This is a genomic window from Peptoniphilus harei, from assembly GCF_016726485.1.
GTDB classification, from domain to species: Bacteria; Bacillota; Clostridia; order Tissierellales; family Peptoniphilaceae; genus Peptoniphilus_A; species Peptoniphilus_A harei.
This window is the reverse complement of sequence record NZ_CP068103.1, coordinates 1,191,657-1,214,374: the sequence shown is the minus strand read 5'-3', so window position 1 is coordinate 1,214,374 and position 22,718 is coordinate 1,191,657. Positions and strand designations below refer to the sequence as shown.

The 22,718-nt window shown below is 30.3% G+C and carries 20 protein-coding genes and 3 pseudogenes; 5 read left to right on the top strand and 18 right to left on the bottom strand.

What is annotated here, in order from left to right:
- Positions 1-195: 195 nt before the first annotated feature.
- From I6I93_RS05640 to I6I93_RS05630, 3 genes are all read right to left on the bottom strand, one after another.
- Positions 196-831 (bottom strand): MgtC/SapB family protein, encoded by a 636-nt coding sequence (locus I6I93_RS05640; RefSeq protein ID WP_236587161.1) that lies wholly within the window; start codon positions 829-831, stop codon positions 196-198.
- Positions 832-1,125: 294 nt separating this feature from the next.
- Positions 1,126-1,587, bottom strand: coding sequence for a hypothetical protein (locus I6I93_RS05635; RefSeq protein ID WP_070700207.1), 462 nt, complete (start codon positions 1,585-1,587; stop codon positions 1,126-1,128).
- A gap of 24 nt (positions 1,588-1,611) precedes the next feature.
- A complete protein-coding gene (locus tag I6I93_RS05630; protein ID WP_112889767.1) occupies positions 1,612-1,833 on the bottom strand; it encodes a DUF3784 domain-containing protein in 222 nt (73 codons plus the stop codon).
- A gap of 147 nt (positions 1,834-1,980) precedes the next feature.
- Between I6I93_RS05630 and I6I93_RS05625 the strand changes: the two genes are divergently transcribed.
- Both I6I93_RS05625 and I6I93_RS05620 read left to right on the top strand, forming a co-directional pair.
- Positions 1,981-2,238 carry an AbrB/MazE/SpoVT family DNA-binding domain-containing protein gene (locus I6I93_RS05625; protein WP_070700205.1) on the top strand — a complete coding sequence of 86 codons (258 nt, stop codon included), beginning with the start codon at positions 1,981-1,983 and terminating at the stop codon, positions 2,236-2,238.
- Complete coding sequence (locus I6I93_RS05620) at positions 2,238-2,522, top strand: type II toxin-antitoxin system RelE/ParE family toxin (RefSeq protein WP_112889766.1); 285 nt, start codon at positions 2,238-2,240, stop codon at positions 2,520-2,522. The genes I6I93_RS05625 and I6I93_RS05620 overlap by 1 nt, the downstream gene beginning before the upstream one ends.
- On the opposite strand, the gene I6I93_RS09240 is transcribed toward I6I93_RS05620, so the two are convergent.
- From I6I93_RS09240 to I6I93_RS05555, 11 genes and pseudogenes are all read right to left on the bottom strand, one after another.
- Positions 2,438-2,689, bottom strand: a complete 252-nt coding sequence (locus I6I93_RS09240) for an Abi family protein (RefSeq protein ID WP_236587235.1) — start codon at positions 2,687-2,689, stop codon at positions 2,438-2,440. The two genes, I6I93_RS05620 and I6I93_RS09240, sit on opposite strands and share 85 nt — an antisense overlap.
- 407 nt (positions 2,690-3,096) lie before the next feature.
- Positions 3,097-3,351: a hypothetical protein gene (locus I6I93_RS05610; protein ID WP_112889765.1), complete on the bottom strand. Its 255-nt coding sequence runs from the start codon at positions 3,349-3,351 to the stop codon at positions 3,097-3,099.
- 340 nt (positions 3,352-3,691) lie between these two features.
- The gene (locus I6I93_RS05605; RefSeq protein ID WP_112889764.1) at positions 3,692-4,078 is read right to left on the bottom strand and encodes a ferritin family protein; all 387 of its coding nucleotides are present in this window, start codon (positions 4,076-4,078) and stop codon (positions 3,692-3,694) included.
- A 430-nt stretch (positions 4,079-4,508) separates the two neighbouring features.
- Positions 4,509-4,988 (bottom strand): Csac_0668 family 2Fe-2S cluster-binding (seleno)protein, encoded by a 480-nt coding sequence (locus tag I6I93_RS05600; RefSeq protein WP_050150156.1) that lies wholly within the window; start codon positions 4,986-4,988, stop codon positions 4,509-4,511.
- A 398-nt stretch (positions 4,989-5,386) separates the two neighbouring features.
- A pseudogene (locus I6I93_RS09235) lies at positions 5,387-6,335 on the bottom strand (IS3 family transposase); the annotation flags it as partial.
- 357 nt (positions 6,336-6,692) lie between these two features.
- A complete protein-coding gene (locus I6I93_RS05580; protein WP_112889217.1) occupies positions 6,693-6,983 on the bottom strand; it encodes an RNA methyltransferase in 291 nt (96 codons plus the stop codon).
- Positions 6,931-8,752, bottom strand: a pseudogene (locus I6I93_RS05575) (recombinase family protein). The gene I6I93_RS05580 and the pseudogene I6I93_RS05575 overlap by 53 nt, the downstream one beginning before the upstream one ends.
- 55 nt (positions 8,753-8,807) lie before the next feature.
- A complete protein-coding gene (locus tag I6I93_RS05570; protein WP_009344898.1) occupies positions 8,808-8,945 on the bottom strand; it encodes a hypothetical protein in 138 nt (45 codons plus the stop codon).
- A gap of 311 nt (positions 8,946-9,256) precedes the next feature.
- Positions 9,257-10,993, bottom strand: coding sequence for an ABC transporter ATP-binding protein (locus I6I93_RS05565; RefSeq protein ID WP_112889762.1), 1,737 nt, complete (start codon positions 10,991-10,993; stop codon positions 9,257-9,259).
- Positions 10,986-12,704, bottom strand: a complete 1,719-nt coding sequence (locus I6I93_RS05560; protein WP_036755840.1) for an ABC transporter ATP-binding protein — start codon at positions 12,702-12,704, stop codon at positions 10,986-10,988. Before I6I93_RS05560 ends, I6I93_RS05565 begins: the two co-directional genes overlap by 8 nt.
- 4 nt (positions 12,705-12,708) lie before the next feature.
- Entirely contained in the window at positions 12,709-13,305 is a 597-nt protein-coding gene (locus I6I93_RS05555) for a TetR/AcrR family transcriptional regulator (protein ID WP_112889761.1), read from the bottom strand.
- Between the two features lie 292 nt (positions 13,306-13,597).
- Here I6I93_RS05555 and I6I93_RS05550 point away from each other — a divergent pair, with 292 nt between their 5' ends.
- Positions 13,598-13,954: a plasmid mobilization protein gene (locus tag I6I93_RS05550; RefSeq protein ID WP_112889760.1), complete on the top strand. Its 357-nt coding sequence runs from the start codon at positions 13,598-13,600 to the stop codon at positions 13,952-13,954.
- Position 13,955: 1 nt separating this feature from the next.
- Positions 13,956-15,287, top strand: a pseudogene (locus I6I93_RS05545) (relaxase/mobilization nuclease domain-containing protein).
- A 14-nt stretch (positions 15,288-15,301) separates the two neighbouring features.
- Here I6I93_RS05545 and I6I93_RS05540 read toward each other — a convergent pair.
- The 4 genes from I6I93_RS05540 to rlmD form a co-directional block, all read right to left on the bottom strand.
- Positions 15,302-16,126, bottom strand: coding sequence for a hypothetical protein (locus I6I93_RS05540; protein ID WP_112890571.1), 825 nt, complete (start codon positions 16,124-16,126; stop codon positions 15,302-15,304).
- Positions 16,127-16,553: 427 nt separating this feature from the next.
- Positions 16,554-18,788: a S8 family peptidase gene (locus I6I93_RS05535; protein ID WP_112889759.1), complete on the bottom strand. Its 2,235-nt coding sequence runs from the start codon at positions 18,786-18,788 to the stop codon at positions 16,554-16,556.
- A complete protein-coding gene (locus I6I93_RS05530) occupies positions 18,781-19,848 on the bottom strand; it encodes an ATP-binding protein (RefSeq protein ID WP_112889758.1) in 1,068 nt (355 codons plus the stop codon). Before I6I93_RS05530 ends, I6I93_RS05535 begins: the two co-directional genes overlap by 8 nt.
- A 311-nt stretch (positions 19,849-20,159) precedes the next feature.
- Positions 20,160-21,488: a 23S rRNA (uracil(1939)-C(5))-methyltransferase RlmD gene (gene rlmD / locus I6I93_RS05525; protein ID WP_112889757.1), complete on the bottom strand. Its 1,329-nt coding sequence runs from the start codon at positions 21,486-21,488 to the stop codon at positions 20,160-20,162.
- Positions 21,489-21,673: 185 nt separating this feature from the next.
- On the opposite strand from rlmD, the gene I6I93_RS05520 reads away from it, so the two are divergent.
- Positions 21,674-22,711: a phosphate/phosphite/phosphonate ABC transporter substrate-binding protein gene (locus I6I93_RS05520; protein ID WP_112889756.1), complete on the top strand. Its 1,038-nt coding sequence runs from the start codon at positions 21,674-21,676 to the stop codon at positions 22,709-22,711.
- Positions 22,712-22,718 lie beyond the last annotated feature (7 nt).

Genomic DNA, 22,718 nt, shown 5'->3' with positions numbered 1-22,718 from the left:
TTGTATTTCATCTTCTATTTCAAATTTTATCTCTCAAAGGATTTTTATATAAAAAAGATCCTTAAGATTTAACATCCTAAGGACCTTTGATTTTTTCTATTAAATTCTTATAAGTAAGTTTTTGTTTGCTATAAAAATGATCTTCAATGTCTTAAGTTAATATTCATAATTTTTTTGGCTCTTAACAAAGTCTGATCATTCTTCCTTATTTAACTTTACTGATTCCAAATGATAGTCCGATTTTAATTCCTTGAAAAATTTACCAATATTATAATTCCTATGGAAGGATAGGGTTGAATTAATCATTAATTTATCATCTATATCTTCATCAATTATCTCTAATTTTCTTACTTCCACGCCCTCTTTTGAAGCAAAATCTAGAAAGCCTTCTTCATCGAAATTATCAGTATCAAATACCATAATGTAAGACTTGGATATCCTATCATTTATTAAATTACTGATACCCTTTAATGAAATCAAGGTCACTAGACATACTACAGTTGCTATTATTGCTCCTTCATGAAATCCAATTCCTACTGCAAGTCCTATTGCAGCAGATAGCCATAAGGTCGCAGCTGCGGTAAGGCCTGACACACCGTCTTTTGTCTGAAGTATAGTACCTGCGCCCAAAAATCCAATTCCACTTACAACTTGACCTGCAATTCTTGCCGTATCTCGTCCAACGTCATCAGATATTTCACCAATTCCTTCTATTCCAATGAGCATAATTAAGCATGCACCAACGCTTACTATTATATGGGTCCTAAAACCAGCCGCCCTATTTTTAATTTCCCTTTCTATTCCAATAATGGCACCTAAAAAAGCCGCCAAAATTATTCTAATTGTTACTAAAAATATATCTATTCCCTTCCCCTACCTTCGATAAATGTTTAAATGATTTTTTATAATTTATTTTTGAAGATATGATCTTTACCATATTAACACGTTTACTGTCCTGAAATTATGTTAGAAAGTTGAAATTTTATTAAAGAATCTAATTATTATGAATTTTAAATTACTATTCATTTGTTAAATAGTGATACACTTCACCTTGATTAATTTCTCAATAAATATAACAACTAACTCCTTCTATATTAAAAAATATAGAAGTATAAATTAGATTGTCTAATAGTTTCGCTGACTATTTGGATATATCTTTTTAAAAGTTTCCAACACTTCTTTTTTGTCCGTAACAATAAAAATAGATGAAGAATCTTCTGCTACTATTTCAATTTCAGCTAATGGATGTTGGATTATAGAAACACCATCTTCATAGAGTTGATTATTGTCCCTTGCATTAGGAAGCCTATAACTCAATATTTCTTCATCTGAAATATTATCTGGTATTGCAGAGAAAACGGCCCATATCCATTGAAAATTTTCTTCATTTAAAGAATCTATTAACTTATCTGTGGACAATATTATGTAGTCCTTTTCATTAATTAAATTAAACAAATCTCTAGACAAAGGATACGCCTCAATATCTGTTATTAACCATTTGTAATTAACAATATATTTACCTATTGCATCTAAAATCTCTAAAAGATAAGAATATTCTTTTCTATCTCTTGTGGATATATATCTCATAATGCCCTCATATTCAAACTTTAATTATTTTATTATAATCACAATAATCCCAATTAAAATAAAAATAATCCCAATAATAAGCTCTACTAAGCCTACCTTCTTAGCATAGACTTCAGTCTTTCTTCCTGATTTAAATTCCCCTTCAAATCCATTAATCAAATTATATTTTTCTTTAAAATAAATTAAATATCCGAAAGTAATAAAAGCTAATCCTACTAGTATAAGTATTATTTTTAATAAAGTCATAAAACACCTCTCTTAAAACTTCTTAGATGGACAAGTCTTTTGTAATAATTATACTACAATGAATTCCACTACTTCTATTGACTTTTTTCTTAGAAAAAAATATAATTTAGTTAGAAAGTATGATTTTCTAACTAGGGAGGTTTTATTATGTTAGTTGAACTAAAAGCTAAATCACAAGTCACTATCCCAAAAGATATAGTAAGGTCCATGGAATTAAATCAAGGAGACCAATTCGAAGTAACTGAAGATAATGGAAAAATTGTGCTTGTCCCAGTTGCAATCTACCCAGAACATGTAATAAAAAATTTAAAGGCTGAAGTAAAAGAAATTAAAGAATCTATAAAAAATGGTGATCAACCAATCTTTGATTCTATTGACTCCCTATTTGAGGAATTGGACAAGTAATGTCATATAAAATTACATATTCGAAGGCCTTCAAAAAACATTACAAAAAACTATCTGACACTGAAAAGAAACAGACTAAAAAGAAACTCAAGTTTTTTGTAGAAAATCCTACTCATCCATCTTTAAGAACCAGGAAAATACAAGGTGCAGATGGAATATGGGAGTCTTCTGTTAACATGGATATTAGAATTATTTGGTTCTATGAAAATAATGAATTGATATTTCTTTTAGACATTGGACACCACGATATCCTGGACAAGTTTTCAATTCGTGTTTTATTATAGTTATTTAAATCTTTATATCCAAAATTCCCATATTTTAATGAGAAGTAGTTGGTAATTACAGCTCTTAAATAAACTTCTATATACTCCATCAAAGAAAATAAAATATGTCTAAGTTCCATGTCAAATAAATATAGGTCAACTATATTTTCAAAGGTAGTTCCATCTATGTACTTACCATTTCCTTTTAAAGTTACACTATAGGCTTTAATAAGTCGATACTAAGATATTCTGTTAAGCACACTTTTTGCATAATTTTTATCTTCTATTTCTAAACCTAAAGATATTAAGTTTTCTATTTATTTGCTTATACTTATGGGAGTTTGGTGGGGCTTCTTCAAATTATTTCTCCTTATAATCAAAAGACCCGACTTACACCACTTTAAGAGGCATGTCGGGTACTGTTGTTTACAAAGTATAGCATTAATGATAATTTGTCAATTTATTAGTAGATCTCATTTTACATCTTTTCTTCTTTGATATTCTACTTAAGCTCGAATCTCAAATTTACTCTGATTGTTTTCGATTATTTCCTATACTATTTATAAAAATTTTTATCTTTATTTATTAATCAATTTTATACTTTTCCCTCAATTTTTTGATTAAAATCCTCATTAGTCCAGCTATAGTTGAAGAATTTAAATACGCTTGTCCAAAATTTTTTATTAAAGATTTTAAGATTTTTGTAATTTCGTTTTTTCTCAGCTTCAACAAATTTAAGATAGCTGTAGATAAGATCATTAACATTTAGCTTTCCTTTAGCTTGTCTATTTTTTTCTACGCTTACTTCTTTTTTTGCTGATCCGATTAGTTTTTTCCAGAAATCTTTCATTTATTCTCTTTAAGCTTTAGTTTTATTTGCATAATAATTAAATAAGTCTAGTTCTTCTCTGCTTAACCCTTAATTTTCTGCTATAAAATTTTTAGAATCTTTTTTGTAGAAGCTTTGCTACTTTTTTGATTTAATATTTTTCTTCCAGGATCTTTTCTGCATCTTTTCTCGTAGGTTCTAATTTATCCTTTACTTCTTCTTTTTTGACTTTCTTTAATGAATTTTTCCTTAAGACAAAGTAGCTACTATGGAGGTTTTTATAGGTATACTAATTAATGTTTTATTCATAATGATTCCTAAAGTAAAATTTAGCCAAGGTATTTCAAGATCCTAGGCTTTCTTATAACAAGCTTGCGACCATATCGCCGTGCCTTTTTTCATCCTCCCTAACGCTTTCGATTTCTGGAAACTTTTTTGCTACTGGAGCATAATTTTCAGAAGCTTTATACTCACCCTTTACAATTTTTGGATATAATCTTTTTTTACCCATTAGCTTATAAAGGATAGGCATAAAGAAAGCCAAGGTTTTCTTTGGTTTTAAATTTTTCCTTGTAAATTTATGAAAAACAGCAGCATGATGACCCTCCTCTGCTGCAAGCTTTTTAAAAGTAGCCGCATCATTTTTATCCTTAACTACATCAGCAAGGCTTTGGTACATCAAAACTACATCTAATTCTCCTTGTTGAGATTTTAATAATATTTTCATATCTTCTTTACTTATAGTCATATTCTCTCCCCTAGTTTTTTATTTTCATTTTATATTGTTAAAAATTTTGATTTATTTTCGCTCCATTTATTATATGAATTTTTAGATAAAATGACAATAAAAACCCGACTTAAAACACTTTATAACATACGTCGGGTAATTTTACTAGTTACTGTTTTTTATTAAATGGGCAACTGATTATACATGACTTGAGTGGTCAGTGTGGATAAAATTTTAATTCTTAAAAAAGCTCGCATGTGGAAATATATATTCTCAATTATTTCTAAATTCTACTAGCTTTTAAATTAAGAGTATATAAAATTATAATTTCTTACACTTTTTGCATCAACGCTACACTTTCAACCCCTATGGTTATGGGGAACATATCCACGCTCGTAGATGGAAACATATCAAAGATTGGCTCTCGTTTGTAGGAACATATCGACTGTAATTATTTCATTTTCAAGCCTTTATCGATAGCTTCCTGAATAATCTTATGACAACAAACTCCCAACGGATTGTTTTCTTTACAATTAGGATTTTTCATTGCCCCAGTGATGGCATTTACTTCTTTTACGGATTTCGCGCCATGCTTTACAACTGCTTCAATTACCTGATTTTCTGTGACTTCGCTACAATAACAAGCATACTTAGGATCTGCATCTTTCTTAAACCAGATAGGAACTCTAACTTGGTCTTTCAAGAATTTTATTTCATTATCTAAGTTATAGTAAACAACGTCGCAGTCCTCGTTCATGCAAATCTTATATTGATCTCCGTTAACAGCATTACGATAATCATCTACCACTAGATGTTCAACAGTTACTTTACTAACGGAAATCCCTTCATTATTACATACAGGACAATTGTCTTTAATTTGATCCGGCTTTTCTGTTTTGCATCCACAACAACATTCATTATTAATCTTCATATTCTTAGCCTCCATATTTTCATTATAATTTCTTTTTTAAACTAGGTAAAACCAATTTCATATACTTGTCATTTATTAATAGCGTCAAACATTTTAGCTGGTGTTAATTTACTTAGCTCCCTGTTGTCAGCCAACGCATGTGTAGCTTTTTTGTGTATAAACACATCAGCGTCATGTTACCCATTGCTCGGCATTCTTCTAATGAACCCAAATACATGGAATGGCAACCCTTTTTTAGACAATTTATAACCGAACATTATCAAGCTTGAAAGTTTCTTTAGATTATAAAATATATTCTCAGACAATCAAGGGTAAAGGCTTCGCCCAAATTTCGTTGAAATTTGCCCTTGACAGTCTGTTCATATATTTTATTTAATTTATGAAACTTCCAGAGCTTTTTATTCTGCTTTTCTATATTCTACTGGTGTTTTATATCCTAAAGATCCATGAATTCTTAGGTTATTATACCAATATACGTATTCTGCTAATTTTAGATTAAGTTCTTGGAAATTAGTAAAGTTCTCCTGATATATGAATTCTGTCTTCATTACTTTATTGACTGCTTCGCTTACTGCGTTATCATATGGGCTTCCTTTTTTACTTAGCGATCTTTTTATCCCAAATACCTTTAATATTTCTTCTATTTTTATATTTTAAAATTCTCTTCCTCTGTCTGTGTGAAATATTTTTATACGATTTAGTGGCTGCCTTATTGAGTAAAATGCTTCTGCTACTAGATTTGCATCTTTGTTTTTACCTGATGAGTATCCTATTATTTCACGGCTGTTTAAGTCTATTATTAAACATATATAATTCCATGTTTTTCCTACTCTTACATATGTTAGGTCGCTTACTATTGCTTCTAAATAGTCTCTATTGTCAAATTATCTATTTAAAAGGTTAGGGATGTCTTCTTCGTTGCATTTGGATCTTATTACTTTATATTGTGCTACTGTATAGTTTGAGACTAGGCCATTTTTCTTCATTATTCGGCCTATTTTTCTTCTCGATATTTTATATCCAATTTTCCCTAGTTTTTTTTTATTTTGCGTGTTCCATAGTTGTTTCTACTTCTTCTGAATATTTCTTTTATTTCTTCTATTAGTTTTTCATCTTCATCTAATTTCACATCTTTTTCTTTGTTCAAATGATAATAGACTAAACTTCTTGTGACCCCAAGTAGTCTACACATTGCACTAATGCTATATTTATCTCGGTTCGAGATAATGAGGTCTATTTTTTGCCTAACAGTAGTGCAGCTTGCTTTAAAATATCATTCTCCATTTCAACCTGTTTCAATTTTTTACGAAGTCTGATTATCTCTTTTTGTTTCGCATCCACATTATCAAAATGGTTACTCTAAGCAGCACACCAACTATTTATTTTTTGAGTTTTAAACTTTGGTAGAAGTCTTGAACTCTTTATATTTACATAACTATTTGCCTCTATCACTACTATGACACGAAACCCTGCACAATGATCTAAAATTTTCAATTCTAACAAGTCTTTTTCAGTATTTTTAACTTCATAAAAATCTCTTTGGCAATAATGCCTAATTCTTCTTTAGTTGTTAAAATTTTTTATTTTACCATCATCGTTCCCCTGATTTTCAATTAATCTTCTTAGGTTATATAAGAAGTACATATCTTTTTAATCTTAAAGTTTTTAAGTCTTAATTTTAAAATTTTCAATCTTAGATATTATTTAAATCATTCCAAAATGCTCTAAAGCATCTTCGATTGCTTTTTCTTTTTCTTCTGGGCAATTTGGCACTCTTTGATTTTCTTTCTTACTAAAATTATAATTTTCTCTCTCTATTAGACCACGTTTCCTTTTTATTTGGGCAATATATAGGCTTGAAATTTTTAGTCCGTATTTATCTAACACATACTTTTTAATTTCTCCATAAGTTGCGTCTTTTGAAAAGTCAATTTCAGATAATTCATCTTCCCCTATTTCTATATCTAAATGATGTTCTGTATTTAGTTTGGACAACAGAGCTACCGTCTCCGCGTGCGTTGTCTTTTGCTTGGGTACATAATTTTTTATCCTCGTCATTCATGTAGGAACACAATTTATTAATGTCATTGTCTTTGGCATTTTTTCTTTTATCTTTGAAATTATTAGAATCTTGACTATCTTTAACTCCTGTTTTGAAATAGAATGTTAAGTCATAAGGATGAACTTTTCCGTCTTTATCAATTCTTCCCACCACGACTTTATCAACTATGCTTTCAAATACTGTTCTATTAAATTCCTCTATAATTTCTTTGTTTTCTAAGACCTTTTTAAATTGCTTTAATCTTTCTTTAATAGAGTTTTCATCTTTGATAGTTAGCTCTAGTGTTTTCTTTTCATCAAGTAATTCTTCTTTTTGTTTTGTAAGTTTTTTATACTTTTTAGCATAAACTTCTTCGTCTATACTATCTTCTAAATGAAGATCAACTAACTTTCTTTCTTGACTAATGATTCTGTTTAATTGGTTTTCTAACTTTTTCAAATCTTTGACTAAAGTATTATCATTTATTTCTTCTTCTACAATTTTTAAAAAGTCATCTATTACTGTTGAATCTGCATGGCATAATTGCCTATAGCTTTCAACAAATGCTTTTTCTATTGCTGCTTCTTGTATTCCTTTTGAATGAGGACAATATTTTTTACCTTTTTTTGTTGACTTTACACATTGCCAGTTAATTTTTTTGTAAATTGAACTTGTGTGCCAAGTTCTTCTTGACAGTATTTCGCCACAAAATCCACATTCCAGCATACTTGAAAAAGCGTATTGTCTTGATAGTTTTTCTCTTTTTCTATCCTTGTTAGCTATGGTGTTTCTGTTTTGTGCTCTCCTGAGTCTAATCTCTTGTGCCTTTTCAAAATCTTCTCTTGATATAATTGGCTCGTGATGATTTTCAATGTGATATTTATCAGATTCACCAAAGTTTGCTAGTCTTCTTTTTGTTATGGGATCAACTGTGAAGGTCTTTCCCATTAGTATATCACCAATATACTTTTCATTTTTAATTACTCCTAACACTGTAGTGTCAGACCATTTTGTTTTACCTCTAGGAGTGAGATATCCTTGTTCTTCTAATTCCCTGCCAATGACTGAACCACCATTGCCCTCTAAATATCTTTTAAAAATATATCTAACAATTTTAGCTTCTTCTTCATTTATAGATATACTTTTTGTTGTGGGATCATAATCATATCCGAGGCAACCTTGAAAACCAATAAGTTCCCCTTTTTCCATTTTCATTTTCAGTCCTTTTTTTTACATGGGCTGAGGTATTTTCTACTTCTTGTTGAGCTACTGAACTTAATATTGTTAGTAATAGCTCTCCATCCATTGTCAAAGTATCTATATTTTCTTCTTCAAATACTACACCAACATTGTTTTCCTTTAATAGTCTTACATACTTTAAGGTATCTAATGTATTTCTAGCGAATCTTGATATAGATTTAGTAATTATCATGTCTATATCTCCATTTTGACAATCGCTAATTAGTCTCATGAAATCAGCTCTTTTGGTAGCAGTTGTTCCTGTGGTTGCTTCATCTGCGTATATGCCAGCCAAAGTCCAGTTTTTATTATTTTTTATTAGATTTGTATAATAATCAACTTGCGATTTATATGATTCAAGTTGGTCTTTACTATCTGTGCTTACTCGACAATATGCTGCAACACGTTTTAAATCTAAATGTAGTGCATTTCTATTTCTTGCTCCTGTATTTGAAGCTTTTATTACTTTTACTTTAGTATTCATTTTACCTCCTTCCCATTTTGTATCTTTCTACAGTGTTATTATATCACAAGAACAATTACTTTCTATCCATCTTCTTATAATCATTTTCTAACCTGTTCTTAATTTTTGTATATTCCTTATCATTAATTAATTTAAGATCATAAAGTCTACATAACATAGCAACTCTCATACTATAAATCTTTATTGATTGCATTTTAACCTCCTATATAAGTTGATTTTTTTTACCTTGATAAGTGGATTAAATCTGAAATGTGCTAATTCCACATAAGCAACTTCAAGAATATTGGCACTTCAAAGTATTTTTGTTTTTATAGCAAGATGACAAAATACCCCTCACTTTATAAAGTGAAATTTGCCCTCTTTGGTAACCAGAATTTTTATTTTTCTATAATATTTTTGAGTTTCAATGATTAATTTAAGCATAAAAAAATGAGGACTTATGCTACTAGACATAAATCCTCTAATCTAAATTTTCCTGTTCAAAGACTTTAATATTTCTTTCTATCAATTATTTAATTTCCATGATTCCGCCTTAGCTTTTGCATTTATAAGGTCAGAATAAAGTCCATCATTCTTAATCAGTTCTTCGTGATTTCCACGTTCTACTATCTCTCCATCTTTTAAGACTAAAATCTGGTCAGCATTTCTAATTGTCTTTAACCTATGAGCAATCATTATTACTGTCTTATTCTTTGTTAATGATTCTATTGCTTCTTTAAGTTTATCTTCATTTTCTGGGTCTATATTTGCAGTGGCTTCATCAAAGATAATTATATCTGCATCTTTTAGCATGGCTCTGGCTATGGAGATTATTTGTTTTTCTCCACCAGATAGGCTTGCTCCACCTTCCCCAATAATAGTGTCATATCCATCCGGGAGATTTTCTATAAATTCGTGACATCTTGCTTTTTTAGCAGCTTGAACTACTTCTTCATGGCTTGCATTTTGTTTTCCAAATTTTATATTGTTTTCAATAGTGTCTTCGAAGAGATATACATCTTGAAATACCATGGAAATAGAATTCATTAAGTTTTCTATCTTATAGTCCTTAATATTCTTTCCACCTATTAAAATTTCGCCAGAATTTACATCCCAAAATCTTGCAATAAGATTGCAAAATGTAGTCTTGCCAGATCCAGATGGTCCTACAATAGCAGTCATGGTATTTTCTTTTATCTCTGCTGATACATTTTTTAAAATTGGTCTATCATCATAAGAAAAAGAAACATTTTTAAAGACTATATTGTGATTTTTTATTGGCTCTGTAATACTTCCTTCTTTCATATCTTCCATATCATTTACATAAGAATATGAATCTATTGCATTCTCAACCATTCTTAGCATTGCAATAGCAGATCCAGATGTAATAAGTCCGTCAAATATTACAAAACTTGCTATAAGTATCATAATAGTATTGACTATTTGACCATTTTCAACAAAATATAATTTTATTGAAATAAACAACATCAAACAAATTGTTATAGCTATTATGATTTTAGCTAATAAACTATATGGCATTATAGTTTTTTCTAAATCAAAAGAATATTCACTAGCACTATCAAAGCTCTTGTCAAGTTTTTTATTATTACTTCCTCGTAGATTATATGATTTTATAATTTGCATTCCTTGCAATGTTGATAAGACTTCTTTGGTAAGTGATACCTGAATCTCATGAATCTTATCTGCATTTTTACTTGACCTTTTTTGCATACGAGCAATGATCATTAAAAATACAATAGAACCAACTATTGCTACAATACCTACCTTATAAGAAAACAAAAATAAGGATAAGATAAAAACAATAGCATTAAGCATGCCACCGAAAACCATAATACACAAAGTTGGAACCCAAGTCTCTACATTATCTAAGTTAGTAGTCGCAATAGTTGTTAAATTTCCTAAACTTAAACTTGAGAAGAATCCCATGGGAACTTTTTTTATTTTTTCACCTAATTCAATTCTCTTGTGTCCAGCCATAAAATATCCGGCATGTGTTTGTTTGAGCATAGAGGAATTTTTTGAAATAATTACTCCTGCTATACTAATTAATAAAAATAAACTTGATATTCCTATTGTTTTAAAGCTTATATCCTTGTTTACTATCCCAAAAATCGCATAATAAATGGCTGCAAATTGTAGAGCATTAAAAATAGAACCGAAAAAATTAGCAAAGATTGATTTTTTTAGATACACTTGTTCTTCAATAGAAAAATTCCATATTTTTTTAAAAACACTAAGCATTTTCTTCTCCTTTCAAGGCAGTTTCCCAAAGATTGTGATAATCTTTTGATTCCTTCAAAAGCTCTTCATGACTTCCTTTACATGCAAGTTCTCCATTTTTAATTACAAATATATTATCTACATCTGTTATTGTCTTTAAACGATGGGCAATTATAATTAGAGTTTTCCCTTTGACAAGCTCTGATATTGCATCTTGAATCAAAGCCTCATTTTCAGGATCGATATAAGAGGTAGCCTCGTCTAAAATAACTATTGGAGCATTCTTTATCATAGCTCTTGCAATTGATATTCTTTGCCTTTCTCCTCCAGACAAATGTTTACCAGCTTCTCCTACTCTTGTATCATATCCATCTGACAACTTCATTATAAAATCATGGCAGGCTGCTTTCTTGCATACTTCAATTATTTCCTCATCACTAGCATTTTTATTTCCTATTCTGATGTTATCTTTAATTGACATATCAAAAAGAAAATTATCTTGTGCTACATAGGAAATAACAGTAGATAACTTTTCAAGGGACATATCTTTAATATTTACATTTCCTATACTTATAGAACCACTATCTACATCCCAAAATCCTGAAATTAGTTTTGCAATAGTCGACTTTCCCGAACCCGATTCGCCTACTAAAGCATTCACACTTCCTTCTTCTATATTTATATTTATATTGTTTAGGACTTGCTTATCTTTTTCATAAGAAAAATCTACGTTTTTTATCTCTATATTATAATTTTTTATATCCAAATTTTCATTTTTATGAGATAATTCTCTCGCAGAAAGTATATTTTTAATCTCTTCGAAAATAGTTGACATTCTTCCAATATCATCTTCAAAAGTCATTACTCTCATAATATTTTGGATAGTCCCAAAAGAAAGGATTATCAATGTTAAAAATACACCACCATCTAGTGAACCATTCATACAGAAATATAAACCAAATGGTATAATTGTCAAAATACCAACTGGAGCAATAGACATACTTATCGCATAGTCTCTTGTATTTTCTCCCATCCAATCATAATAGTAATTTGCCTTTTTATACACATTGTCCCTGTATTTTCTATAAGATTTTTCGCCTTGATTAAATGTTTTAATAACCTCTATTCCATTTATATATTCAACCACGGAATTATTCATATCTTGGCCAATTTTAACTGCTTGTGGAAACTTTACCTTCATTCTTTTCATCGGCCCTGTCATAAAAAATCCACCAATAACTAATGGAATTAAAGATATTAAACTTAGTCTATAATCTAAAATTAACATGTAAACAAATAATATTATAGGTCCGATTAAATTAGCTGTCATCTCAGGTATCATATGAGCCAATGTTGTTTCAGTATTATCGACTTGATTTACAATTATGTCTTTTAACTTACCAGTAGATTCATTCAATATATCTCCTAATGGCATATTAAATAATTTTTCCATAAGGCTTTTTCTTATATCTCGTATTATTTTATAGGCTGTTTTATGAGAAATCATTGTTGACAAAAACATAAACACTTCTTTGATTATAAGACATGAAAGTATCAAGAAAATTTTATTTATATAGTAATAAAAATCTTGGCTACCATCAATTAATGATATAATCATCTTACTTAGAATAATATATACAAAAAGATTTGAAATTACTCCAAGTATTGCAAACAAGACAGAAATAAAATATGGTGCTTTATTTCTCTTAATGTATTTTTTTAATAGATCCATAAATTTAACTCCTTTCATCATCTTTTTTCATTACATTTATAAAATAAGTCTCTATCATTTCAGTTAGATATATCTTATTTTTTGTAAAATTCTCACGTGCATTCAAAATTTCGCAAGCCATCAATCCAGAATTCATAATATTAATCATAAATTCAAATGTTTCATCAGAAGGTAACACGTTAAACAAAGTAGAAAACAATTCTTTAAATACTTGTATGGACTCTTTTTTTATTTTCACATATAATTCTTTCAGATCATCATTTTCTTTTAACTCACATAAAAACATAACATAAAGCTTTACATAATCATTATCTGCAAGTATCTTGTCTATAATCATTCTTGAAAACAACTGTGGACTTAATATTAATCCTTCATCATAAATTGATTTTTGAATAATATCTTTTCTATTTATATTACCTTCCATCATAATGTCGTATAAGATTTCATGCGTAGAACCATAATGATGATACAAGCCACCTCTAGAAAGCCCAGTAGCTTCCATAATGTCATTCATAACTGTATTTCTAAATCCCTTATCCAAAAAGACTTTAATAGCTGCTTGTCTAATCTGCTTTTTTCTTTCATCAGCTTCCATTTTCATTTCATAAATAACCTCCAAACCGACACTCTTGTCGGTATTATTGTATCAACTCTGATAATCATTGTCAATAGCTTCGCTTATACTTCTTTATTAATTTCTTTAAATGCGGTATAATTAACAGAAATTAATAAACGCTTAACGCTTATAACTTTAATAGCAAGCACAGTAAGTGAGTACCCACTTACGAAAAATTGATGAAGCAGAACCTTTAAGGACTGCTTCTTTTTTTATCAATTTTACCTTGTTAGGGAGAACCCTAAGACCCCAATATTTTATAATAAGGAGATATACTATGGATAATAGAAAAAGAAAAAATCAACTTAAAATATATTTAACAGATGAAGAGAAAAAATTTTTTGAAAAGAAAATGAAACTTGCTAATTGCAAAACTATGTCCCATTTTCTTAGAAAATGTGTATTAGAGAAAGAAATTTATGTAGTAGATTTAGAACCATTTAGAAACCTACAATGGCTACTTTCAAATGCAACAAATAACATAAACCAGATTGCAAAAGCAACTAATACAACTGGTGTTATTTACAAGGATGAAATTGAATCAATGAATAAACAAATAGAAAAATTGTCAAGAGAGATATGGCATATCCATTCCCTACTTCTTAACAAATCAAAAGAAAGTTCTGGTGATTAGTATGGCAATTACAAAAATACATCCTATAAAATCAACTCTAAATTTGGCAATAGATTACATTACTAAGAGTGAAAAAACTGATGAAAAAATCTTGGTATCTTCATTCAAATGTCATCCATCTACTGCCCATATTCAATTTTTGAAAACTCGAGAAGATAATGATACTAAGGGTACAGTTTTGGCTAGGCATTTAATCCAATCTTTTCTACCAGGAGGGGTTGATCCTATAAAAGCTCACGAAATTGGAATGGAATTGTGTAAGAAAATTTTAAAAGAAGATTATGAGTTTGTTCTTGCAACTCATATAGATAGAGGGCATATCCATAACCATATTATTTTTAATAATGTTAATTACAAGACTGGTAAATGCTACCAATCTAACAAAAAATCTTACCACAAAATTAGGTATCAAAGTGATGAATTATGTAAAGAAAATAAGCTTTCAGTCATTGATAAATACTATGAATCTTACAAAAGAAAATATAAAACTGCTGGTAAATCTTGGTACGAAAATGAGCAATTTAATACATGTACTTCTTGGAAAAACAGAATTCAATTTGACATTTATCATTTGATAAAATAGTCTAAAGCTTGGGAAGAATTTCTAAAGAAAATGACTGAGCTTGGTTATGAAATAAAGTATGGAAAACATATAGCCTTTAAGCAAAAAGATAAGCAGAGATTTACAAGAATTAAGATGATTGGGGATGACTATATAGAGGAAAGACTAAAAGAGCGTCTTACAGAAAATCAAACTATTAAAACCCCATCTATCAAAAAACGAATCGGAAATGTCATCAATATGAATACTAATACAAAGGTTAAATATATCGAGGGCTATGAATACTGGGCAACAAAACACAACTTAAATACAATGGCTGAGTCAGTTGTTTTCATCAGAGAACATGGCATTAACTCCGTTAAGCAGCTTGATGAATACAACAAGAAAAGTGCTGAAGAAAGACAGAACTTACAAGATAAAACCAAAGAAATTGACAAGGAAATGCAGGAGCTTTCTGCAACTATGGAGCAAGTTTATACTATCAAAAAGCATCGAGAATACTACAAGGAACATAAAGCAAATCCATCTGACAAGGCATTTTTTTGAGAAATATAAATCTCAAATCATTCTATACGAAACTGCCCTTTCAGAGCTTAAAAAAACCATTCTAAGCCGCCAAATCCAAAAGATATTTTGTCTAAACTTTATAAATTGCAAGAAAAAAAGAATACCCTTATGCAAGAGTACTCTTCTACAAAATCTGCTATGAACGAGCTTTGTCAAATACGAAAGAACTACGGAATTTACATGGGCAGGGAGATGGAGCGATAGCCTTTTAAATCTTCCTATTGTTTTAATAGAAATTTATGAATAGCTTCTAATGTAAATGCGTATGATAAAATTGACAAAAATATTACTATAATGCTAAGGAACATAACCGATTCAAATTGTTTTGTTTTAGCGATGAAACGACGAACTGATTGTATCGGTTTTTTCTTTTTTCTATCAATATAAACACTTATTACTCTAAGCAATAATATATAAGATATTAACTGTTGAATTACTCCTATAAATACGCCAAAAATTTTATATACCGATGCAAAAAGATTTCTTCCGTCTGTTATTGTTGCACTCATTGTTGTCGCCATTTCTTTAAGATTAAGTCCATAATATAATGTCAATGCAGAAACAACTATTGAAACTGCGATGAATTTAACTGTAACTTTTTGAACTTCTTGACTAATAGATATAACAAATAAAAATAATATACATATCATCAGTGGGATAAGTCCAAACCACTTTAAAAACAAAGAAATATAATCTACATATTCTTTGAAAAAACTAACTACTATAGAAGCTACAAACACTCCTGCAATAATTAGCAAAAAAACATCATTGTCATTAGAATTTTCACTTCTAACATTTTCAGCTCGTCTTATTGTAGTGTAATGATAATCTGGAGATTCAATAAAAGTGGTTTTAGTAGATATTTCTATCTTCGTATTAAACAAATTTAATATGATATTTTTAATTTTAGAAGTTAAAAATTTAACTTTGTTAACAAGTTTTATTATAAGTAAAATTAAAAATGATGCTATTAGTCCTTTGATAATATCTTCAGGTATTGCTTTTACCAATCCCCATAACCAATATATAATTGTATCAGGCATAGTCATCACTCCCTCTAATCCTTTTCTAATATCATATCTAATAATTATATACTAATGCAGTAATCCTAAATTTTTCAATGCCTCCATTAGCTTGAATCGGTATGTTGCCAAAATACATTGCTGATGTTTCTTGATAAAATCCCTCACAACAATATAATCTAAATAAATTAAGCATTGCCAACTCATATTCTTCTTTAGACAAACAAAGATGTTCTCGTACAACATTGCTATCTACGTACGAATTTTTTTATACCTAAGATTATTTCTATTCTGTATCCTAAGCTTCCCTCCTATACCACAACTGTTAATTTCTATTTCATATATCTTATCTTGATTCTCCATATCTCTTCACCTCTTATACTTGCTATAATTTTTATAAATATTCCATACCATTCCATTTACTGTCGATAGTGCAAAAAAACAAATACTATTCCCACTTAATTTCTTCATTAACTTTTTGGTGAATATCTACTCTATTAACAACATCGATTTCATTTACTAACCAACCATTTAATGTACAACTTCTGATAAATTCATCAATTCTATTAACTCCATTCATTTCTTTGAGTGTTACAACAACACCAAACCTAACTCCTATACCATCTTGAGGAGCTAATCGGTTATTTGTCTTTACTTCCATACCCCAGTTTTTATTTCTATAAGAGTCTTTTGGTATCATTCTTTTTGTAGCACTCTCTGCGATATACTTTACATTATCCCATTTTCTAAACTGCTTTCTGGCTTCACCTTCCAAAAGATAATTTCTTTCTCCCTCTAAAGTATCTTCCGTATTCTGTTTATCCCCCTTAATATCCTTGATTTTTTTATCATCCCCTATTCGCCCAAAATGTAAATTTAATTCCGTATTTGTATAATCAACACCTTGCAATCTATCACACAATGGAAAATAACACATAGTAGCCTTTGCAATATATGGATACTTATTATCCTTTAGAGGCACTGGAAAATCATAGCTATAAGTATTCCATTTTTCACTAACGTCTGATACCACAAATTTTATTTCATCATCTTTTGTTTGAATAATATCGTTTATATGAATTGGTACAAGTCCATGCCCATATAAAGCAACTTCCTCAGGAGTCGGTTTTTCATCCCAACCTCTTGCAGCGTCAATAATAATGGCTTTTGCAACTTCTCTATTAAATCCTATCACATCAATTAAATAAGATAATTTTCTCGCAATCCACGGTGCAGCATAAGAAGTACCAGCAACACTCGCAGCCCCTAAAGGTTCACAAACCCTAATGTACTCTTCTTCACTGCCACCATAATAGCTCACATCAGGCTTTGCATAAAAAGATAATACCAATCCTTTACGAGCATATTTAGTAGACAGACCATTCTTACTAACTGAATTTACAACTATACTATTAACAGAATCTGCTGGAGATCCTATTTTTACTATATCTGCACTTGGTTTATTTGTCCCTGCCACAACAAATATTACATTGTTTTCAAACTGAATTTTATCTAATGTTGCAGCTTCAGCAGAAATAAAGTTGTCATTAATTTCCTGATTACTACCAAGTGAAATATTCCAGACTTTTATATCTGAATTATTTACCACAATACTCTTTATTTTCTTTATTATTGAAAATGAAGAAAATTCAGCACCTACCGCTACTCCAAAATGCCTAACTTTAAACCTTCCACAGCCATCATCCAGCCAAGGATTTAATCTTGCTCCATCAACAATAATGGAAGATACTGCTGTCCCATGATTATAATCTTTTGGATTTTTTGGTATATCTTCTGAGACCATATCATGATATTCAACCCAATCACTAAAATAAACACTTTCATCAAATAAGGTATCTATCACCCCAATTGTTGGTTCAATAGTTGGGGATGGTATAGTTATCATTTTTGTTTGATGCTCATTGGTAAAATCATCAGGTGATAAACTTGACAAATCAACGGTTGCCATTGAAACAAGATAAGGTGCTTTTACTAAAAGTAGTTCTACCTGCTTTTCGTCTAAGTAAACAGTTTGATTATCTAAAATTCGGCTACTTAAAATATCTATCCCTAATCTTTCAAATAATAATTTTGTATCTTTTCTTACATCATACAAAGTTATAATACTCTGTTTTATATCTATCGTAGGTAACTCTACCTCAAAAGAATCAATATACGATACATCTGCAATCACCTGTTTAAATGTAGACATACTTACAGAAAGTTTTTTAAAAACCTCCGAATTAACAATACTTTTGTCTTTAAATTCGCTCTTGCTGATATTTCCTCTAAATTTTTGAGATAATATATTTGAAGTATTTACAATTAACTCTATACTTTTAGTTAAATCATCTTCATCAAGAAAATATGTTATTATATGCTTACTCTGATTTGAATTAAATTTTGCTCCAACAATTGCTTCATTAGAATTTGTCCCTTTAAAAAGTCCAGCAATTCGATTACTTTTCGCAACAATCTTATTATAATAAACACTAACCAAAATACCCTCAAACGGTTTTGTTTCTTTATCCCAAAATTCTTTAATCTGGATTAGCTGAGCTTTTAATCTTAATAAATGCTCTGTACTGACTTCCATCCTCCCATTCATGGATACACCACCACGATTACCATTTTTACTGGCTTGTACAAAGCGTTTCCCTTTTAATTCCAAGACATTATTCACTATCTACTTCCTCCTTCTTTAACTTTCTTGAGACAGAACTTTTAGACTCTCCTTTTAATTTTTCTATTTCTCTTACAGTGAAGCCTTCCTCATGAAGCTGGTTTATATCCTTGTGATCCAGATCTCCTATCAAGCTATTATATAATCTCTTAAAATAATCATACTCAGAATCAACATCACTAAATGCAAGTGATGTTTTTATAATGTTTTTCAATTCTCCAGGATAAGGTATTTTTTTTGCTTTTTTCAATATCTTTTTAAATAATCTTGTGTCTTTTGATATTCCTTTAAAATTCTTGATAAAAGAAGAAAAGTAATATTCAGCAACTTCTATTAAATCCTCATCGCTATACCTATTGAAATTAATAACAGCATCAAATCTCCTAATTAATGCTTTATCAAAATTTGAATATATATTAGTTGTTGCAATAAGCACTATTTCTTTATTAAGATCTGTTAATCTATCTAATTCTCTTAAAATTGTAGATGTTACTCTTCCCATCTCCCTAATATCATTAGAATTAATCCTATCTAAAGCAATAACATCAATTTCATCAAATAAAACCACAACCTTATTTGCATTTGGAAGCATATTTATTTCTCTAAATACTTTTACTATATTTTTATTAGTCTGTCCCAACTTGCTATCTATCAAATTTTCAAAATCCACTCTAAAAAGAGAGCGATCCAACAATCTTGCAACATTTTTTGCTGCTTCTGTTTTTCCGCTTCCCGGTAATCCTTCAAATAAAAATTTATTAATACCAATATTATAATTTACAGCATTAATAATACCTTTTATATCCTCTGTTATTTCAAGCGGTAAATTTAAAGCCTCCAAATTTCTTATTTCAACTTGCTTTAAAAACTCACTTTCAAAATCACTACTTTGTGGTGAATATAAATTTGATTCAGATATTAACCCCATAATATATTCAGATAACTGATAATCTCCTATGCTATCAAAATATCTTGCTATTGCTATAGCCTCATTTCTAAAGGAATTTTCATTCCTTTCCACATGGTATTTTATTAAATTCAAAACATTTTGTTTTTTCATATTGCCATACCTCCTAATTTCTTTATCATTATATCGCAAATCGGGACGTATTTCTACGTTTATGGGACAAATATTTAGATTTATATGTCTAAAGTTATATTATCCTTTCTTCATAAAAAAAGAGCAGCCTTATAAGCTACTCTTGTAGAAAGTACAAAATGGGTTAATTATATTTTTTGTGTTTCCTCATACCAGTTGCAAAACTACTCTTACGTTCATGTAGTTTTTTTGAGTCTTTTTGACGTATCCTTCTTCATCTTTATCGAAGACAAAATGCTTATAAAACTGCTTAAAATGCAGGATTTCTAAATTTATATCTTTTGTATCAACGCTATGGTCTCGACGTGAGAGGTTTTTGGGAACTGGTCTACTATCTCTAGTTCTTCTATTTCATAGCCTCTTTCTTTAAAGACTCCAAGGTCTCTTACTAAGGTTACTGGGTTGCAAGATATATATAAAAACTTTTCTGGGTCAAAGTCTATTATCTTTTCTATGGCTCTTGGGTTTATTCCTTCTCTTGGTGGGTCAAGGACTATTAGGTCAGGGTTCTTGTCTAGGTCGTCTAAGACTTTTAAGACGTCTGATGCTATGAATTTCACGTTGTCTATGCCGTTTAATTTTGCATTTTCTCTTGCTGCTTCTACTGCTTCTTCTACTATTTCTACTCCTATAACTTTTTTGGCTGACTCTGCTAAGACTTGGGTGATTGTTCCTGTTCCTGAATACAAGTCAAAGACCAATTTGTCTTTGGCATCAATTTTTTCTCTAGCCATCTTGTAAAGGACTTCTGCTGATTTCGTGTTTGTTTGGAAGAAGGAGAAGGGGCTTATTTTAAATCTAAGTCCAAGGACTTCTTCTTCTATATGATCCTTGCCGTAAATTAGTTTCATTTCTTCTGGGACTATGGCATCTGATAGGGCATCATTTATCACATGATAGATTGATACTATTTGTCCTTCTAAGTCCAAGTCTAATAAGAATTTTATAAAGGCTTCTTCATCGAGCTTGCTTTGGCTTGATGTTGAAAGAAGTACCATTATCTCTCCAGTCTTTGTTGCCTTTCTTATTAGGAGGTGACGGAGGAATCCCTCGTGTCTTTTTCTGTTGTATTGGACTTCGCCCAGGTCTTCGAAGTAGTTTCTCACTTCCGTCCTTATTGTATTGAAGTCATGGTCAACTATATTGCAGTCTGTAGTGTTTATTATTTCGTGAAATCTATTCTTCACGTGAAGTCCAAGTGAAAGTGGCCCACCCTTGTACTCGTCGCCAAAGGTATATTCCATTTTGTTTCTATAATGTTTGTGGACTGGTGATGGAATGATTTCAATTTCTCTTTCTATTCCATTTTCTTTAAATAAATTTTTTATTAATCCTTTTTTGTATTTAAGTTCATCTTCATAAGTTAGGGTTTGGTAAGTACAACCGCCACACTTTTCAAAATGAGGACATTGGCTTTCTATTTCTATGTCTGATTTTTCTATTATGCTAAGAAGTTTTGCCTTTTTTGATTTTTTTCCTCTTGCTTTTATTTCTACTCTTTGGCCAACTATGCCGCCCTTAAAGTGGTACTCTCTATCTTCAAAGCTTCCCCTTGATAGGTTTGGGAATCTCGATTCATCTATTTTAACTATAATGCTCATTGTGTCACTCCTTTAGGAAAATTATATCAAATTAAATATGTCGTCTCAATTTAATAAATTAAGAATAATTGGTCATAATTTTTAATTTTTTTATAGTCTTTAATTTATATTTTTTGTTTATTTGGTATAATACATTTGACAAGATTTTGCTGTGGGATTACCCACGAATTTTTTGGAGGTATTATATGAAAAAAACATGGTTGGTATTGCTACTTGCAATGCTAATGACTCTTACTGCTTGTGGCGGTAACAAGAAAGAGGCAACAGCTGATGCAGATGGCAATGTAATCGAGGATTTAAAAATCCAATTCGTTCCTTCTAGGGAACCTGACGAAATAGTAACTAAGACTGAACCACTTAAAGAAGTTTTAAAGACTAAGCTTGCCGAAAAAGGTTACGATGTTAAAAACATTGACATCACAGTTGGTACAAACTATGAATCAACTGGTGAAGCCCTAAGTGCTGGTTCTGTTGATATTGGATTTATTCCTGGTGGAACTTATGCTATCTACGATGATGGTGCTGAAGTTCTTCTTACTGCAACAAGAAAGGGTCTTTCTGTTGATTCTGAAGATCCAAAGGAATGGAACGACAAGAAGCCTACAGAAAAGGCTGAAGAACAAGTTGACTATTATAGATCACTTGTAATTGCTGGTCCTTCTGAAAAGGGTCAAGAACTTGCTGCAAAAGTAAATAATGGAGAAAAGTTAACTTGGGAAGACCTTGCAAGTGCTAAATGGTCTGTAATGGGATCATCTTCATCTGCTGGTTACATCTACCCTTACCTATGGCTACAAAAGAACTATGACAAGGGTCTAACTGATCTTCCTTCAGTTGTTCAAGCTGACTCTTACCCATCTTCTATGGCAAGACTTGCTTCTGGCCAAGTTGATATTATGGTAGGTTTCGCTGATGTTAGAGTAGACAATGCTGAAAAATGGCAAAATGAATTTGGCAAGACTAAGTCTATCTGGGATGAAACTAATGTAATTGGTGTAACTGATAAAATTTACAACGATACAATTTCAGTTTCTAAAAACTCAGAAATTATGACAGATGACTTCAAAAAAGCCCTTCAAGAATCTTTCATAGAAATCGGTGAAAGCGAAGAAGGTAAAGAAATCATAGCAATCTACAGCCACGAAGGTTACAAAGCTGCTGATGACAAGAACTATGATGGCGAAAGAGAAGCACAAAAATTATTAAGAGAACTTAAAAATTAAGAAAGGG

Coding starts and splice junctions, on each gene's coding strand:
- I6I93_RS05635 (WP_070700207.1), bottom strand. CDS start 1,587: ATGAGATATATATCCACAAGAGATAGAAAAGAATATTCTTATCTTTTA.
- I6I93_RS05630 (WP_112889767.1), bottom strand. CDS start 1,833: ATGACTTTATTAAAAATAATACTTATACTAGTAGGATTAGCTTTTATT.
- I6I93_RS05625 (WP_070700205.1), top strand. CDS start 1,981: ATGTTAGTTGAACTAAAAGCTAAATCACAAGTCACTATCCCAAAAGAT.
- I6I93_RS05620 (WP_112889766.1), top strand. CDS start 2,238: ATGTCATATAAAATTACATATTCGAAGGCCTTCAAAAAACATTACAAA.
- I6I93_RS05610 (WP_112889765.1), bottom strand. CDS start 3,351: ATGAAAGATTTCTGGAAAAAACTAATCGGATCAGCAAAAAAAGAAGTA.
- I6I93_RS05605 (WP_112889764.1), bottom strand. CDS start 4,078: ATGACTATAAGTAAAGAAGATATGAAAATATTATTAAAATCTCAACAA.
- I6I93_RS05600 (WP_050150156.1), bottom strand. CDS start 4,988: ATGAAGATTAATAATGAATGTTGTTGTGGATGCAAAACAGAAAAGCCG.
- I6I93_RS05570 (WP_009344898.1), bottom strand. CDS start 8,945: ATGCAATCAATAAAGATTTATAGTATGAGAGTTGCTATGTTATGTAGA.
- I6I93_RS05565 (WP_112889762.1), bottom strand. CDS start 10,993: ATGCTTAGTGTTTTTAAAAAAATATGGAATTTTTCTATTGAAGAACAA.
- I6I93_RS05560 (WP_036755840.1), bottom strand. CDS start 12,704: ATGGATCTATTAAAAAAATACATTAAGAGAAATAAAGCACCATATTTT.
- I6I93_RS05555 (WP_112889761.1), bottom strand. CDS start 13,305: ATGAAAATGGAAGCTGATGAAAGAAAAAAGCAGATTAGACAAGCAGCT.
- I6I93_RS05550 (WP_112889760.1), top strand. CDS start 13,598: ATGGATAATAGAAAAAGAAAAAATCAACTTAAAATATATTTAACAGAT.
- I6I93_RS05540 (WP_112890571.1), bottom strand. CDS start 16,126: ATGCCTGATACAATTATATATTGGTTATGGGGATTGGTAAAAGCAATA.
- I6I93_RS05530 (WP_112889758.1), bottom strand. CDS start 19,848: ATGAAAAAACAAAATGTTTTGAATTTAATAAAATACCATGTGGAAAGG.
- rlmD (WP_112889757.1), bottom strand. CDS start 21,488: ATGAGCATTATAGTTAAAATAGATGAATCGAGATTCCCAAACCTATCA.
- I6I93_RS05520 (WP_112889756.1), top strand. CDS start 21,674: ATGAAAAAAACATGGTTGGTATTGCTACTTGCAATGCTAATGACTCTT.